Source organism: Pseudomonas sp. Tn43 (genome assembly GCF_014192635.1).
In the GTDB taxonomy this organism is placed as follows: domain Bacteria; phylum Pseudomonadota; class Gammaproteobacteria; order Pseudomonadales; family Pseudomonadaceae; genus Aquipseudomonas.
The window spans coordinates 896243-911862 of record NZ_JACHYG010000002.1 but is presented as its reverse complement, the minus strand read 5'-3'; the positions used below and the strand labels follow the sequence as shown (position 1 = coordinate 911862).

Annotated in this window: 19 protein-coding genes; 12 read left to right on the top strand and 7 right to left on the bottom strand. The window is 56.1% G+C overall.

Annotated features, from left to right (window positions below; genetic code table 11):
- Positions 1-7 precede the first annotated feature (7 nt).
- Complete coding sequence (locus FHW68_RS08415; RefSeq protein WP_095631997.1) at positions 8-859, top strand: 3-hydroxybutyryl-CoA dehydrogenase; 852 nt, start codon at positions 8-10, stop codon at positions 857-859.
- Entirely contained in the window at positions 846-1496 is a 651-nt protein-coding gene (locus FHW68_RS08410) for a TetR/AcrR family transcriptional regulator (RefSeq protein ID WP_183679907.1), read from the top strand. Before FHW68_RS08415 ends, FHW68_RS08410 begins: the two co-directional genes overlap by 14 nt.
- A 108-nt stretch (positions 1497-1604) precedes the next feature.
- Here the strand turns inward: FHW68_RS08410 and FHW68_RS08405 are convergent, their stop codons facing one another.
- From FHW68_RS08405 to gabP, 4 genes are all read right to left on the bottom strand, one after another.
- Entirely contained in the window at positions 1605-2849 is a 1245-nt protein-coding gene (locus FHW68_RS08405; RefSeq protein WP_183679905.1) for a saccharopine dehydrogenase family protein, read from the bottom strand.
- A gap of 27 nt (positions 2850-2876) precedes the next feature.
- Positions 2877-3974 (bottom strand): carboxynorspermidine decarboxylase, encoded by a 1098-nt coding sequence (gene nspC / locus FHW68_RS08400; protein WP_183679903.1) that lies wholly within the window; start codon positions 3972-3974, stop codon positions 2877-2879.
- A gap of 237 nt (positions 3975-4211) precedes the next feature.
- A complete protein-coding gene (locus FHW68_RS08395; protein WP_183679901.1) occupies positions 4212-5303 on the bottom strand; it encodes a GlxA family transcriptional regulator in 1092 nt (363 codons plus the stop codon).
- A 113-nt stretch (positions 5304-5416) separates the two neighbouring features.
- A complete protein-coding gene (gene gabP, locus FHW68_RS08390; protein ID WP_095631993.1) occupies positions 5417-6823 on the bottom strand; it encodes a GABA permease in 1407 nt (468 codons plus the stop codon).
- Between the two features lie 410 nt (positions 6824-7233).
- Between gabP and FHW68_RS08385 the strand changes: the two genes are divergently transcribed.
- Entirely contained in the window at positions 7234-7923 is a 690-nt protein-coding gene (locus FHW68_RS08385; protein WP_183679899.1) for an SOS response-associated peptidase family protein, read from the top strand.
- A gap of 76 nt (positions 7924-7999) precedes the next feature.
- On the opposite strand, the gene FHW68_RS08380 is transcribed toward FHW68_RS08385, so the two are convergent.
- Complete coding sequence (locus tag FHW68_RS08380) at positions 8000-8275, bottom strand: hypothetical protein (protein WP_183679897.1); 276 nt, start codon at positions 8273-8275, stop codon at positions 8000-8002.
- 30 nt (positions 8276-8305) lie between these two features.
- Between FHW68_RS08380 and FHW68_RS08375 the strand changes: the two genes are divergently transcribed.
- From FHW68_RS08375 to FHW68_RS27255, 4 genes are all read left to right on the top strand, one after another.
- Positions 8306-9517: a multidrug effflux MFS transporter gene (locus FHW68_RS08375; RefSeq protein WP_183679895.1), complete on the top strand. Its 1212-nt coding sequence runs from the start codon at positions 8306-8308 to the stop codon at positions 9515-9517.
- A 24-nt stretch (positions 9518-9541) separates the two neighbouring features.
- Entirely contained in the window at positions 9542-9760 is a 219-nt protein-coding gene (locus tag FHW68_RS27265; RefSeq protein ID WP_260296380.1) for a hypothetical protein, read from the top strand.
- Positions 9761-9998: 238 nt separating this feature from the next.
- A complete protein-coding gene (locus FHW68_RS27260; protein ID WP_260296379.1) occupies positions 9999-10151 on the top strand; it encodes a hypothetical protein in 153 nt (50 codons plus the stop codon).
- Positions 10152-10586: 435 nt separating this feature from the next.
- Positions 10587-10718 carry a hypothetical protein gene (locus FHW68_RS27255; protein ID WP_260296378.1) on the top strand — a complete coding sequence of 44 codons (132 nt, stop codon included), beginning with the start codon at positions 10587-10589 and terminating at the stop codon, positions 10716-10718.
- 380 nt (positions 10719-11098) lie between these two features.
- Here the strand turns inward: FHW68_RS27255 and FHW68_RS08365 are convergent, their stop codons facing one another.
- On the bottom strand, positions 11099-11314 hold the full coding sequence (locus FHW68_RS08365) for a hypothetical protein (protein ID WP_183679893.1): 216 nt from the start codon (positions 11312-11314) through the stop codon (positions 11099-11101).
- 76 nt (positions 11315-11390) lie between these two features.
- On the bottom strand, positions 11391-11645 hold the full coding sequence (locus tag FHW68_RS08360) for a DUF2790 domain-containing protein (RefSeq protein ID WP_183679891.1): 255 nt from the start codon (positions 11643-11645) through the stop codon (positions 11391-11393).
- 608 nt (positions 11646-12253) lie between these two features.
- On the opposite strand from FHW68_RS08360, the gene FHW68_RS08355 reads away from it, so the two are divergent.
- From FHW68_RS08355 to FHW68_RS08335, 5 genes are read left to right on the top strand one after another with little or no spacing between them, the layout of a single operon-like run.
- Positions 12254-13189, top strand: a complete 936-nt coding sequence (locus tag FHW68_RS08355; RefSeq protein ID WP_311655259.1) for an MBL fold metallo-hydrolase — start codon at positions 12254-12256, stop codon at positions 13187-13189.
- Between the two features lie 14 nt (positions 13190-13203).
- Complete coding sequence (locus FHW68_RS08350; protein ID WP_183679888.1) at positions 13204-13506, top strand: hypothetical protein; 303 nt, start codon at positions 13204-13206, stop codon at positions 13504-13506.
- Positions 13503-14336: a DUF692 domain-containing protein gene (locus FHW68_RS08345; RefSeq protein ID WP_183679886.1), complete on the top strand. Its 834-nt coding sequence runs from the start codon at positions 13503-13505 to the stop codon at positions 14334-14336. Before FHW68_RS08350 ends, FHW68_RS08345 begins: the two co-directional genes overlap by 4 nt.
- Entirely contained in the window at positions 14333-14995 is a 663-nt protein-coding gene (locus FHW68_RS08340) for a hypothetical protein (RefSeq protein WP_183679884.1), read from the top strand. Before FHW68_RS08345 ends, FHW68_RS08340 begins: the two co-directional genes overlap by 4 nt.
- 9 nt (positions 14996-15004) lie before the next feature.
- Positions 15005-15595, top strand: a complete 591-nt coding sequence (locus FHW68_RS08335; RefSeq protein ID WP_183679882.1) for a DoxX family protein — start codon at positions 15005-15007, stop codon at positions 15593-15595.
- Positions 15596-15620 lie beyond the last annotated feature (25 nt).

Sequence of the window (15620 nt, the reverse complement as noted above, 5' to 3'; positions counted from 1 at the left end):
CATGCGCATGACTCTTCAGAACATTGGCGTTATCGGCGCCGGCACCATGGGCAATGGCATTGCGCAAGTCTGCGCCTTGGCCGGCTTCAACGTGACCTTGATCGACATTGCCGAGAGCGCCCTGCAAAAGGCAATCGCGACTGTCGATAAAAACCTCGATCGGCAGGTCGCCAAAAACACGCTGACGCACGAGCAAAAACTCGCTGCCCTCGACAAGATTCGCACCAGCACCGATTACAACAGCCTGCAAAACGTGCAATTGGTGATCGAAGCCGCCACGGAAAACCTCGACCTGAAATTGCGCGTGCTGCAACAAATCGCCGCGCAGGTCAGCGCTGACTGCGTGATCGCCTCCAACACGTCGTCGCTGTCCATTACCCAGCTCGCCGCCAGTGTGAGCCAGCCTGAGCGTTTCATCGGTCTGCACTTTTTCAATCCGGTGCCGGTGATGGGCCTGATCGAAGTGATTCGTGGCCTGCAAACCAGCGATGCCACCCACACTCTGGCGCTGGACATGGCGACCACACTCGGCAAAACCGCGATCACCGCCGGCAACCGTCCGGGTTTCGTGGTCAACCGGATTCTGGTGCCGATGATCAATGAAGCGATCCTGGTGTTTCAGGAAGGCCTGGCCAGTGTCGACGACATCGACGCCGGCATGCGCCTGGGCTGCAACCAGCCGATCGGCCCGCTGGCGTTGGCGGACCTGATCGGCCTGGACACCGTGCTGGCAATCCTTGAGGCCTTCTACGATGGCTTCAACGACAGCAAATACCGCCCCGCTCCACTGCTCAAGGAAATGGTCGCCGCCGGTTACCTGGGACGCAAAACGGGGCGTGGCTTCCATGCCTATGCCTGAGCGGTGCTCGCGCTTCGCCGAATACCGGGACAAGGTGCTGGAGCTCTTTGCCAGCAAGGGTTTCGGTCAAGTCGGCATGCGTGAGCTCGCGACCAGCCTGGGGCTTTCCCCAGGTTCGCTGTATCACCATTACCCCAGCAAGCAGCACTTGCTGCTAGATCTGATCGAGGAGTTTTACGAAGAGCTGCTGGCCACGTTGGGGCGCATCGAACAAACGGCCCCGGCAAAACGCGACAGACTCAATCAATTGATTCGCGCGCACCTCACTCTGCATCAGGAAATGCCCTGGCATTTTCGTCTGGTGGAGCGCGACAGCGGCTGCCTGAATGAAGAGCAGCAGCAACGGGTGCGGCAGTTGCGCGAGCAGTACGAACGCAAGTTGCTGCTGATATTGCGTATCCGTCCCCGGTTCAGTGAACAGGGCGTGATGGCCGCCGGTCATGCCATTGGCGCCTTGCTTAACAGCGCGCCCAGTTGGCTGACGCACTATTCGCTGGATGAACAAGAGCGCGACAGTCTGCTGGAAAACATGGTGAGTGGTGCGATCGAGCGGTTACTGACGCCAGGCGACAAACCCCGCCTCGCCAGCGTGAGCAAAAAACAGGACGTGTATCAGGCGCAATCCCCCCTGCAGTAAAGTCCCGTACCGGGACTGACACACAAGACGCACAAACAAAAACGCCGCTCAAAGAGCGGCGTTTTTGCGTTTAGAGCGAACACGAGTTTCACCTGGATTTTGCGCGCCTCAGGCGTTGCAATTCCAGGGACGGTCTCCATTCTCATCCTTGATGCGGGTCGGCAGGCCCATCACATCCAGTGCGTTGAGGAACGGCTCGGCCGGCAGCTCCTCGACGTTGGCCATGCGCTGCACATCCCATTCGCCACGGGCAACCAACAGGGCGGCCGCCACAGGTGGCACGCCAGCGGTATAGGAAATGCCCTGGCTGTCGGTTTCGGCAAAGGCTTCTTCGTGGTCGGCCACGTTGTAGATGAACACTTCGCGCGACTGGCCATCCTTGGTGCCTTTGACCAGGTCGCCGATGCAGGTCTTGCCGGTGTAGCCGGGCGCCAGCGAGCTCGGATCAGGCAGCACGGCCTTGACCACTTTCAGCGGCACGACTTCCAGGCCTTCAGCGGTTTTGACCGGTTGCTCGGAGAGCAGGCCGAGGTTTTTGAGTACGGTGAACACATTGATGTAGTGCTCGCCAAAGCTCATCCAGAAACGCACGTTGGGCACGCCGAGGTTCTTGGACAGGGAGTGCACTTCATCGTGGCCGGTCAGGTACAGGTTCTGCGCCCCTACGACTGGCAGGTCGTCGGTGCGTTTGACTTCGAACATTGTGTTGCTGGTCCACTGGCTGTTCTGCCAGCTCCACACTTGTCCGGTGAATTCGCGGAAGTTGATTTCCGGATCGAAATTGGTGGCGAAATACTTGCCATGGGAACCGGCATTGACGTCGAGAATGTCGATCGAATCAATACGGTCGAAATACTGTTGTTGCGCCAGCGCTGCATAGGCGTTGACCACACCCGGGTCGAAGCCCACACCGAGGATGGCGGTGATGTTCTTCTCTTTGCATTCCTCGAGGTGCTTCCACTCGTAGTTGCCGTACCAGGGCGGTGTCTCGCAGATCTTGCCCGGTTCTTCGTGAATGGCGGTGTCCAGATAGGCCGCGCCCGTGTCGATGCAGGCACGCAGCACCGACATGTTGAGGAAGGCAGAACCGACGTTGATGACGATCTGCGATCCGGTTTCGCGGATCAGCGCCTTGGTCGCTTCGACATCCAGAGCGTTCAGCGAGAAAGCTTTGATGTCAGCGGGCTCTTTGAGGCTGCCCTTGGCCTTGACGCTGTCGATGATGGCCTGGCATTTGGAGATGTTGCGCGACGCGATAGCAATACGACCGAGTTCATCGTTGTGCTGCGCGCACTTGTGGGCCACCACCTTGGCGACACCTCCTGCACCAATGATAAGTACGTTCTTCTTCAATTTTTCTCTCTCTCCTTCACTGCCAGCTTACGAAAGGCTGGACATGTAGTCGTTGAAACCAAACTCACGAACCACCTCGACACTACCGTCGAGTTGTTTCACTACGATGGACGGCATTTTCAGGCCGTTGAACCAGTTCTTCTTGACCATCGTGTAACCCGCCGCGTCGACGAACGACAGCCGATCGCCAATGGCCAAGGGACGATCAAATTGATATTCACCGAAAATGTCGCCGGCCAGGCAGGATTTGCCGCACACCATGTAGGTGTGTTCGCCCGCGCTGGGCGCCAGCTTGGCATTCAGGCGATAGATCAGCAGATCGAGCATATGCGCCTCGATGGAGCTGTCCACGACGGCCAGTTGCTTGCCATTGTAGAGCGTGTCGAGCACGGTGACTTCCAGCGAGGCGCTCTGAGTAATGGCAGCTTCGCCCGGCTCCAGATAGACCTGCACGCCGTATTTCTGTGAGAAGGCCTTGAGCCGCGCGCAGAACTCGTCGATCGCGTAGCCTTCACCGGTGAAGTGAATGCCACCGCCCAGGCTGACCCATTCGACCTTATGCAGCAGATGGCCGAACCGCTCTTCGATGGTGCTCAACATTTGGTCGAACAGGCCGAAGTCGGCGTTCTCGCAGTTGTTGTGGAACATGAAACCCGAGATCTGCTCGATGACTTGCTCGATCTTCACCGGATCCCACTCACCCAGACGGCTGAACGGCCGCGCCGGATCGGCCAGCAGGTAATCCGAGCTGCTCACCTGCGGATTGACCCGCAGACCGCGCACCTTGCCTGCGGAAGCCTCGGCGTAGCGCTGCAGCTGGCCGATGGAGTTGAAGATGATCTTGTCGCAGTTGTCGAGCATCTCCTCGATCTCGTCGTCGGCCCAGGCCACGCTGTAGGCATGGGTCTCGCCAGCGAACTTCTGTCGACCGAGCTTGAGCTCGTAGAGCGACGACGACGTAGTGCCGTCCATGTATTGCTGCATCAGGTCGAACACCGACCAGGTGGCGAAGCACTTGAGTGCCAGCAGGGCCTTGGCCCCGGACTGTTCGCGCACATAAGCGATCTTCTGCATGTTCGCCAGCAGCTTTTGTTTGTCGATGAGGTAGTACGGCGTCTTGATCATTTCGAGGCCTCCGGCAAGGCCAGCCAAAAAAAGGATGCGCATTGTGCCTTCACTGGCAACTTATCGAAAGAGCAGAGAGCGCAGTTCGCCGAGCCGTCCTTGATTGGATCCAGAAGCCAGCGTCAGCGGCAGCTCAAACGGCGGCGGCTTTCTCGAACACGATGCAATGCTTCATCGCTGGGGAAGTATCGACGCAATTTCGGCTGCAGAGGCTGACTTTATCGCGTACCGGGTCGTTCAGGGTTTCAGAATTTTGATACTGGCGAACGTTGATTCGTCACGCGCCTGATCCAGCAAACTCATCGACCTTGCCATTGGCAGTGCTTGTACAACCGGTCTTGATGTCGCTTGAGGTTGCGTTTGCGCTGCCAAGCGCTCGTCGCTGGGTGGGATGCCAAAATACTCGCGATAGCACTTTGAAAAATGAGGTGTGGACACAAAGCCACACACCACCGACAACTCTACTATCGAAATCGGCGTTTGCTTGAGTAACTGACGAGCGCGGATCAGACGCAACTTGAGGTAGTAGCGCGAGGGTGAGGAATGCAGGTATTTCTGGAATAACCGCTCCAGCTGTCGACGGGACAAACTGACATAATTCGCCAGTTCGTCGAGGTCGATCGGCTCTTCCAGATTGGCCTCCATCAAGGCGACGATTTCCTGCAACTTCGGTTGGTGGGTACCGAGCATGTGTTTAAGGGGTACACGTTGATGATCCTGTTCGTTGCGGATTCGCTCGTAGACGAACATGTCGGAGATGGCCGCTGACAGCTCATGACCATGATCGCGACTGATCAGGTGCAGCATCATGTCCATTGGCGCGGTGCCACCGGAGCTGGTGAAGCGGTCTCGGTCAAGGGTGAATAGACTGGAGCTGAGGTTCACTCGCGGAAAAGCTTCCTGCATGGCCGCCAGAAACTCCCAATGCACACTGCAGTCGAAGCCATCGAGCAAGCCTGCCTGGGCCAAGGCCCAACTCCCTGTGCACACGCCCCCTATTCGCTTCGCCCGCCGCGCCTGGGCTCGCAACCAGGTAATGTGCTCACGGGTCACTGCACTTTGAATGCCAATGCCACCGCAGACAATCACGGTATCCAGTATCGGTGCGTTATTGATAGCCGCATCCGGAGTGATCGGCATGCCATCGCTTGCCCACACCCGCTCGCCTCCCAAGCTGAAAGTGTGCCAACGGTACAGCTCTTGTCCGGTCAACTGATTGGCCATTCGCAGAGGCTCTATGGCAGATGCCAAAGAAATCAGCGTGAACTGGTCCAGCAGCAAAAAACCGATGGTTTGAAGAGGAACGGCCTTGGAGGTGTCGTAAGCCATCGAAGTGTTTACTCGCAGTGAGCGGTAATGGCCCGTGGCGCTGGCGGCGTTAACCGCCCCGCCACTGCTGGCACACTGAAAAGATCGCAAGCAGGTTTACGCAGATACAGCTGCTATGCGCTTTCCGCCGACACTGCACGCTGCGGCTGCCCATGCTGACGCGAGGTCACAAGGCCGATAAAGGAAATCACCAATGCCAGGCCGATGGTCGAAGTAACTTCCATACGGTGCTCGGGCGTCACCATCATCACCGCCAACGCAGCGCAGATGAAGGCGATGACCAACCAGGTGAGCCAGGGGAACAACCACATTTTGAAGGTCAGCGTGACATTCTGCCGACGCAGAATCTTGCGCATGCGCAGTTGCGACACTGCGATAGCCAGGTACACCACCAAGGCTATGGCGCCGGAGCTGGCGAGCAGAAACTGAAACAGTCCGGCGGGCATGAAGTAGCTGAACAAGGTCACGCCGGCGCCCAGTACGGTGCTGGCGATCACCGCAGCCCTCGGCACGCCATCCGATGACGTCGCCTTCAGCGGTTTCGGTGCATCACCGCGCTTGCCCAGCGAGAACAACATGCGCGAGGCAATATAGATCGAGGAGTTCATGCAGCTGGCCACGGCGATCAACACCACGACATCTACCATGAATTTGGCGTGGGGAATGTTCATCAGTTCCAGCGCTCGCTGGTAGGAGCCCACCGACGCCAGCAACGGATCATTCCAGGGCACCACGGAAATGACCACGAAAATGGACAGCAGGTAGAACACCCCGATCCGCCAGATCACCGAGCGTGTGGCTTTGGCGATGTTCTGCGCCGGGTTGTTGGATTCGGCGGCTGCAATGGTTACCGCTTCTGTACCGATGAAGCTGAACATGATGGTGATGAATGCCCCCACAACCGCGGACAAACCGTTGGGCGCGAAACCGCCATGTTCCTCCATGAGTCGACTCAACCCGCTGGCTTCGCGCTCGGGAATCCAACCCATCAACACCGCAAAACCAAGACCGATAAAGCCGATGATCGCCACGACCTTGGCCATCGCAAACCAGAATTCGAATTCGCCGTATTTGGACACGCTGAACAGGTTGGTCACGACCAACAGGATGATTGACGTCAAGGCAAACAACCAGGTATCGATCTGCGGGAACCATTGGTTCAATACATGCCCGGCCGCGAGCGCCTCGATGGGTATCACCAGCACCCAGAACCACCAATAGAGCCAGCCGATGGTGAACCCAGCCCAACGCCCGATTGCCTGGTCGGCGTAGGTAGAGAAAGATCCGGTGTCCGGGTTGGCAACCGCCATTTCGCCCAGCATGCGCATGACCAGAACGACCAAAAGGCCGGAAAACAGATAAGCCAGTAATACCGCCGGCCCCGCCGCAGCGATGGCATGTCCGGAGCCAACAAACAAACCTGCGCCGATGATCCCGGCAATAGAAAGCATTGTGACGTGACGCGGTTTGAAACCCTGCGCCAACTGACCGTTCGAATCTCTGGAGTTCAGGTTATTCATTGTTCTTTTTTGTTCTCTGGTGATCGACGTTAGGGCGTACTGACTGAGGGTCAGGCGATCATCATTTTTCCCTGTAGCCGCGTCTCGAACGCGGCGTACCTCAACGCTCCGGAGTTTCTAAATCAAGCATCACAGCCGCACACAGCCATGAAGTGACGCGTCACCTTACGCGTCTTGACCTGGAAGCCAATAGCCCGAGTGCGCCACTTTCGAGTCTGATTTCGACACGCGTTGCGTGTATTGCGTGTGGTGCATTAACGAAAAAAAGAAACAGAAGTCTCTTTTTCTATCTTTAGATTGGACCGCGGATCAGTGCCGCCACAGCGCAAACCGATGTTCGGGTCGACGTTTACCTCATCAAGCCGCCAGGTTCTGGTCTACGCTGAAAACACAATCGGAGGCTTCCAACTATGTGCGGACGTCTTTCCCAGTACCGAAGCATTCATGACTTTGTCGCGGCGCTGAACATTCCAAACGCATTGATCAACTATGCAGGAGACCAGCCTTTAGAGCTCTACAACGTCGCGCCGTCCGCTCAGCTCGCCCTCTTTCACCAGGAAGGTCAGTTTCTGCGAGCCGACAAAGTGCGCTGGGGATGGCGGCCGCGCTGGGCAATGGAGCGTGCCGCGCCGATCAAGGCCCGAGTAGACAGAGTTGCCCATAATCCATTCTTTGCAGCGATATGGCCGCATCGGGCAATCGTCGCGATCGACAACTGGTTTGAATGGATAGATGAGGATGGAGCGAAAACACAGCCTTATCTGGTTCGCCGCAAGGATTGCGCCCCAATTCTCTGCGCCGCGATAGGCCAGTTTCCCACCGCAGAGCATGAGCCGGAGGCACATGACGGCTTCGTGTTCATCAGCGCCGACAGCAAGGGTGGCCTGGTAGATTTACACGACTGGCAGCCGGTGACGCTCAATCCCGAGCTGGCCCGGGAATGGCTGAATCCAGCTACATCGGAAAAGCGTGCTGAGCAAATAATGCTATTGCAGTGGGAACCTCTGGAGGCTTTCGAGTGGTTCAAGGTCGACCGCGCTATCGGTAATCTCCGCAATCAGCAAAGTGGCCTGATCAATCCCAGCAATCGACTGATTTGAATTCCTGCTGATTCTCTAAACCAGTAGCAGCAATGGCACGGGCGTAGTGGCGATCAGTTGTTCCGCCAGCTTCATTTCATTGCTGCGATAGCCCCGTTCCGCAACCATGGCTATGACCAAAACGTTTGTGTGCCGAAGCAGCCGGCCAAAAAATATTATAAACATCATATTTACAAGAAATTTTATTATGCCCATAATTCCGCGCAAACAGGGAGAGTTTCCAGCGCGGCTGCGCAGCAGCACCCCAAGAGATTTTCGCTATGAACGCAACCATAGATAGGCCCTGCCCCGCTGTCACCTTGGTGTTTTTACACCTCGAACGCCAGCCGGAAATCCCGACAGAGTCGGGCATGCATCTTTCCATTCCACTCTTGGATAAGCCATGAAACTTCCCAGTCGTTCCAGCATATTGCTTGCACTATTGATCGGGCTCTGCGCACTGGGGGAGATTTCCACTCAGATGCTGATCCCTAGCCTGCGCGACCTTGAGGCAGGGCTCGGCGCCGCGCCGGGTGCCTCCCTGGCGGCGTTGTCGGTGTTTGTCGCGGCCTTTGGTCTCGGGCAATTGTTTTTCGGCCCGCTGTCGGACCGCATCGGTCGCCGACCGATGCTGCTCGCCGGCGTTGCCACCTATGTACTCGCCTCCTTGTGGATGGCATTCGCCGGGAGCATGCCTGAGTTCATTGGCGGCCGCGCGCTCCAGGGACTAGGAGCCTGTGTTGCGCTAGTGGTAGCACGTAGCATCGTGCGCGACGTCTGGAAAGAAAAAGCCGGTCCGGTAATGGCCATCACGGTGATTGGCATGCTCAGTGCGATTATGCTCTCGCCGGTGCTTGGCGGAATGATTGCCACCCATGCCGGTGGCTGGCGCGCGGTCTTGTTCACAACTGTATTGTTTGGCGCTGCCGCTCTCGTCGCCTCACTGTTCTTCAAGGAGACCAACCTGCAGCTCGACTCGCAGGCGGGAAGGTTAAAGACGCTTCTGGGCAACTACGCAGTGCTGCTCAAAGGCTCATCCCTGCGCAGCTTCGCCATTGCCATTGCCTGCACCTACGGTGCAATGTTCAGCTTTATTGCCGGCTCCTCGCGCGTGCTCGTCGGGCAACTCGGATTGAGTCCAACCCAGTACGGCCTGGTTTTCGGCGGTATCGTTTCGGGATTGATTGCTGGCGCGATCTTCACCAACCGCACCATCATGAAGTTCGGTCCGGAAAAAATCGTGGCCATCGGCACCAGCCTGGTTGCGGTTGGCGCCGGTTCGGTACTGGTACTTCATGAACTCATCGGCCCATCGGTGGCCGGCCTGATGCTGCCGCAGATGGTGCTGACGCTAGGCTCGGGCATGGTCTTGCCAGGTTCGGTTGCAGGCGCAGTAATTCCTAACCCGACTCGCGCTGGTCTTGCGGCGGGTTTTATCGGTTTTGCTCAAATGGCCGGCGCGACTGTTTCTGGCCTGCTGCTTAGCCGTCTGCAGGACGACACGGCCTTTCCGATGGTCGCTCTGAATGCCGCCTTCGGCGTAGCTGGTTTCCTGATTTTTTGGATCATGCGTGCGCGGAAGACGAACGCCGTGCAGATTACATCGGCTGAATAGCCGTGAAGTTATTGCACGGAGGCGATGATCGACCTTTCCGTGCTCGCCGGCTATGTGTTGGCGCCACCCAAACGCTGGCAAGACATCCTGCGTGATGGTGTGTCGTGGCTGCTCAAATATAGGCCGCCGGTCAAACGCTACTTTCTGGACATGCGTTTCAAGCCGATGCCGCAATATACCCAGGGCGCCTTGATCGTACCGAGCGAAAAGACTTTTAGATGTTCATTCAACCCCGCCTGCTGACCGACAACGGCGAGACGGTATTGCTCGATGAAGTTGATCGGTGGACACTTCGCGATCATTGCTTGGGGCTGCAATCCGACTTGGGGCCTGACGGCCGCTCAAATCGAGCAATGGCAAGCGCTAGGCACGCGGTTTATACAGGTGTTGCCAGAGGTGCAACTCAAGGCCGCCAGTAACGCCAGCCCCGGTGTGATTCGCGTCGGTGACAGCACCGGCCGCCTCAAGGAATGGTTCGCCCGTGGTTCGACATCCATTGCCCTGGTGCGTCCGGACCCGCTTTGTTGCCGGGCTGGCCATCCCGCAAACCGTCGGCCAGGCCTGCGATCAATTGGCCTTGGCGCTCAAAGGCCCTGCCACAACCATGGTCAGCCCCAATGTGTTGGCGATGTAGCTGGCGACCAAATACGTCGACGGCCTGCCCCTGCACCACTTCGAAAAAGTCGGGAGTTTTGAGTATGATTTACTACGTAACGGTATGACACGTCGGGGCGGCGCCAACAGCAGTCGCAGAATAGAAAACAGCCAGCATAAAAAGGGTTGTGTAAAGTTTTTATGGATCTATCTATTTTCATGGTTGTTCAATAGCGAGAAGACTAATGGAGAAGAATGTGACAGCTGCATTATCTGATTGGATATAAGAAGATTCTTAAAATCAGAGTGTCGCACAGGCAGGGCTTAGTGCTCATTCGTATAAATTCAGAAAACGACCACCCCGTTATTGAGCACGGCTCGCCATATCCGTCCATCGCTGAAAGATACTGTAACAACTTCAATTTGGCATGGAATGCAATTGCAAGTCCAATAGACCCTTTATAGGGAGACAGCCATGCTTACCATTCAACTGATTCTATTGGTCGTTTTTGGAGTCATCATCATCGCTTGGGGTGCCTGGCTAGACATCAATAATCACAAAAAGGAAAAAGAAACTCAGCGAGCACAGAACAATACTCGGCAGTAATCCCACGTCTTAAGCAACTAATAAAAAACAAGATCTACTTGAGTTCCCCTCGATTCTGCGGACGCATTTGAGTGCCTGATTTTAACCGGTAGCGTCATCCGCTACCGGCTACTTTCGACCAAAATCTTTCACCATCATTTCATACGGAGTGCCTCCGCGAATGCCTGACCTGATCATCCTCGACATCAAACCGGATGGGTTGGAAGTTCTCTCTCGTTTCAACGTACTGATACGCACGCTTGAAATTGGCGGGTGCAAGCAGCCGTGCCATCAGCGTGTCCGGCTCCGCCTTCGTCCACGTCTCCTGCGCACAAGCAAAAAACGCCCGTATTATCGGGCGCTAAATTAAACACCCGTTCCAAGTGAGCCGGTTCGAATGATCAGATATCGGACTGTTGCTTCTGTTCAGTAGTGTCTGCTGCGGATTTTTTGGTCTGGCCTGCCAAGGTCTTTTGCGCGGCTTCAGCGTGGGTCTCCACCTGACTGGCCTGGAACGCCTCCCAACGGGCACGGGCCCGGTCAGAACCGTCTTCGGCAAAGGCCGCGACAGGGATAACGGATAATAGGCCGGTAATGACAAGAGTAGACAGTTTCATAGGATACATTTTCCTGAGGTGATAAAAGAGGCTGCTGCTTGGGCTATATGAAACTTAACTGACCGTTAAGTGATCATCAGTTTTCGTTCGTGCAACTTCCTTGAACCAGATAGTCCAAAACATGCTCCCGCCCCTGATGATCCAGGTAATCGAGACGTGCGAAAATCACACCGCACTGGTCCGAGACATCAGTAATTGATATGACTTTTGCGACATCCATATGAACATAGAAGCCGGTCTTGTCGTGAATCACCGATGAGTGCTCGGCAGTATCAGCAAAAACTGAACCGCTGGTGAGCAAGGTAGTAAATCCAAGCATAAACAATTTCATTGAATCATCTCTCTATCGGTTAGTTTCTTGTTAGCTGATAAATCGCCTGCTGCAACTAATCCGACTCAAACCATCTACGAACAGAACAATGCAAAAGTTGTAGTGCAATCTCGCCCCACCTTGAAACTCATGAGGCGTCACTGCATGAGATGTGTAGAGGGCTAATAAGCCGGACACTCACAATTGTGATACTGCCTAGAAAAGTCTGATTCCCCATCGGGATGAACGGGGGAACGTCCTCCAGGGACAAGTTCAGCGCGAAAAAAGGGACGAGAAATGACCATGGTATTTCCATTAGCAAGTAATGCGGGATGGGCCGATGATTGATACGAATTCATCCTTCCACTTTCACTCGATTTGCACGATGACATTTTTCGCATGTGTGCCATGCCCTATCGGCATGGCTTGCGTACCCTGCCCAGCGAGAGAGTGAAATCTGCCCACACGGCAACATCGCGCTAATGCATACCAAAAAGGCATGCGACCTATCAAAAACAAGCAATGGTGCATACATCAACTGTAGATGACGATGTGTCACACCTCATTGGTGCTGCTTGGCACCACTCGGTGACCCGCACATTCCACTTCAGTCCGCTTGGAGCTTCACTGTGAAAAAAATTATGCGAATCGCCACCGCTCTTAGCTTGGCGGTACTCTCCAGCGGTGCATTCGCCGCTACAACCAGCTGTGACACATCGCATTCCATGAGCATTCAACTGCTCGGTTCTGGTGGCCCAATCTCTGACGACGCTCGTGCTTCATCGGGGGAAATAGTCTGGATTGATGGAAAGTCGCGACTGCTCATTGACGCTGGCGGCGGTACGTACCTTCGCTTTGGTCAGGCGCATGCCCGATTGGAAGACCTGAACTTCATCGGCATTTCGCACTTCCACACAGACCATAGCGTCGACTTACCCGCCATCTTGAAGGGCGCGTATTTTATGGCCTCGGGCCATACAACCGCACTGGTCGGGCCGGACGGCTCTGATTCATTCCCGAGCATGACGGAATTCTTTCATGACACGTTTGCTGCCAAGACGGGCTCGTTTGCCTACCTGGAGGGCCTGCATGATGGCAGCGATGGGCTGAATCTAAAGGTCAGCCCGATTATCAACGTGGATCGCCACGCCGAGAAAGCCTCCCTCGTCTATCAAGACGCCGAGGTTAAGGTTTATGCGTACGGCATTCCGCACGGTGATGTGCCGACCCTGGCGTTTCGCATCGAAGGCAAGTGCGGCACGATCGTGATCTCCGCGGATCAGAACGGCAGTCGTGCCGGCTTCGTCGACTTTGCCAAGGGCGCTGACATCCTGGTTATGCCGGCTGCCATCGATGACGATGCCGACGACACCTCTAAATTCCTCCATGCAACACCCACGGTCGTCGGCAAGATTGCCGCAGCCGTCAATCCCAAAATGCTCATCCTCAATCACTTCATGGGTAAGTCTTTGAAGGATAAGGATAGCAATGTCGAAATCATCAAACGCTACTACCACGGCCCGGTTTACGCAGGTCGTGATCTGTCGCGCTTCGAAATGCCATGACTCAGGAGCATCCAATGAAACACACACTCGCACTGTCCATCGCCGTAGCTTCGCTCGCCTCGTTCGCCGTCATCAGCCAGCCGGCTCATGCCAGTGAAACCCCACCACCGGCCACCGCCAAGGCCGCCACGGGTGGCGGCAAGTGTGCCAGCGGCAAGTGCGGCACCGAAAAGATCTACGGTCAGACCAAACTCAGTCAAGACCCGCAGGGTCGCCTGGTCCGCACACGTGACGGTAAATGTGGCCTGACCGCCGAGGGTTACGACATCGTCGAAACGCCCCAGAAGAAGCTCTCCGAAGGGGTTTGTGGCCAATGATTATCCAAGGACGAGGGCTTGGGCTCCGACGTGAGTTTGCCTCGTCTCTCGCCAACGGCCCCATCCGGAATGACTTCGACTTTCTGGAAGTCGTACCCGACAACTGGATGGGGTTGGGTGGAGAGAGCCTGGAACAACTCGATGCCATCGCAGATAAATATCCACTGGTGGCCCACAGCTTGAGCCTGTCCATCGGCGACGCACAACCGCTGGATATGAATTACTTGAGCGCTGTGAAGACCTTCTTGGACACCTACGACATTGCGATCTACAGCGATCACGTCAGCATGTCACGTGATAGCTGCGGCTACCTTTACGAGCTGATTCCGGTACGTCGCACGCAGGCCAGCCTGCAGCTGATGGTCGATAAGATCAAGGCAGTGCAGGATTACCTATCCCGGCGTATCGCGTTGGAGAACATCTCCTACTACTACGATGAGGAGGGACAGATGGCCGAGACCGAATTCATCGCTCGGCTGATCGACGCCTCAAGCTGCGGGCTGTTGCTGGATGTCAACAATGCGTATGTGAACTCGCGCAATCACGGATTCGATCCGTACACATTCATAGATGCATTACCCACGGATGCGGTGACTTACTTTCACGTTGCCGGCCATCTGGATAATGGTCCTCAAGAGCGGGTCCTGGATACCCATGGAACCGACGTTTCGGCCGCCGTGCTTAATCTGGGTGCCTATGCGGTTCATCGGTTCGGCGAGCAGCCCATTGTGCTGGAGCGCGACAACAATATACCCAGCCTTGACGAGCTCTGTGAGGAACTGCGCAGCATCCATGAGGCCATGACCGGCTCGACCAGGAACCTGCAATGAACGTTCGCATCGCAGCAGATGTCGCCAGCGAAGCAGAGCGTCGGTGTCAGGCCGTTCGCCGTGGTGATCTCGGCCCGTATGGCGAGTTGGTCCGGGTGAACGCCCAAGAGCTCGTCACCACGATGTTCCCGCGGTTTACCCAACATCGCGGTGCCGAGCGCCTACGCCAGGATATCGATGCGTTCTACACATGCTTTGGCGCAACACGGGCCGAATTCATTCACCTCGCGACCGAGTTTGTCCGCTTCATGCAGCCGCGCTTGCCGCCAGGTATCGGGCGGCCCCTTATCGAGTACGAATGGATGCTGTTTGACGTTGAGGTCGATAAGACCCCAGTCCCCCGCCCCTATGGACAGGAGGCGCGTCGCCCAACCCAGGTTTACCTCAACCCCACTTTGCGATGGCTGGCCACTCCCTTTGATCTGTACGCGGACGACCAACAGGCGGCGCAAGCGCTACTGAACAACGATGCGCCTTATGCCTACGCCATCTTTCGCACATTCGACCACAGGGTCATGACGCAACGGCTTTCAAATCAAGACATCGCAGCACTGTCCTCCTTCACAGACGGCGAGCGGTTCATCTCGTCAGAAGAGTCAGCACACTGGTTCACGCACGCACTTGCACACGAACTCATTACCTCACACCACGAACACTAAGGCATCACCATGGCTAAACTGATCGCACTTCTGAATCGCGGCCTCGAAAAGTCCAAAAAGTTGGATTTCGTAGCGCTCCTTTCCATCCGTTTGTATCTGCTGCCCACCCTCTACGAGGGCGCCCACGCTAAAGTTACCGGTTTCAGTGGCCTGATCGAGTGGTTCGCCACTCCAACGGCTCAAGGCGGCCTTGGCATGCCTTTGCCTACGCTGATGGCCACGCTTGCGACGGGAACCGAAGTAGCAGGACTCATCTGCATTGCCTTGGGTCTGTTCACCCGCATCGTCACCATTCCGTTGGCGATATTGATGACCGTCGCCGGTCTGTCCGTCCACTGGTCGCACGGCTGGGCCGCGATTGCCGACAAATCCAGCGAAGCCAGTATGCGGTTCAGTGGTCTGATGACATGGCTGCAGCAATCCTTTCCGGGCCGCTTCAACTATGTGACGGAACTGGGTGACCCGATAATCCTCAACAACGGCATCGAATTCACGGTGACCTACGCCATCATGATTATGGTGCTGTTCTTCTATGGCGCAGGTCGCTATGTCAGCGCGGACCATTGGCTGGCCAAGGTCTTCCCGCGTTGGCCGAAGTGACCCATAGGCCTGCGTGGCTGTTCGA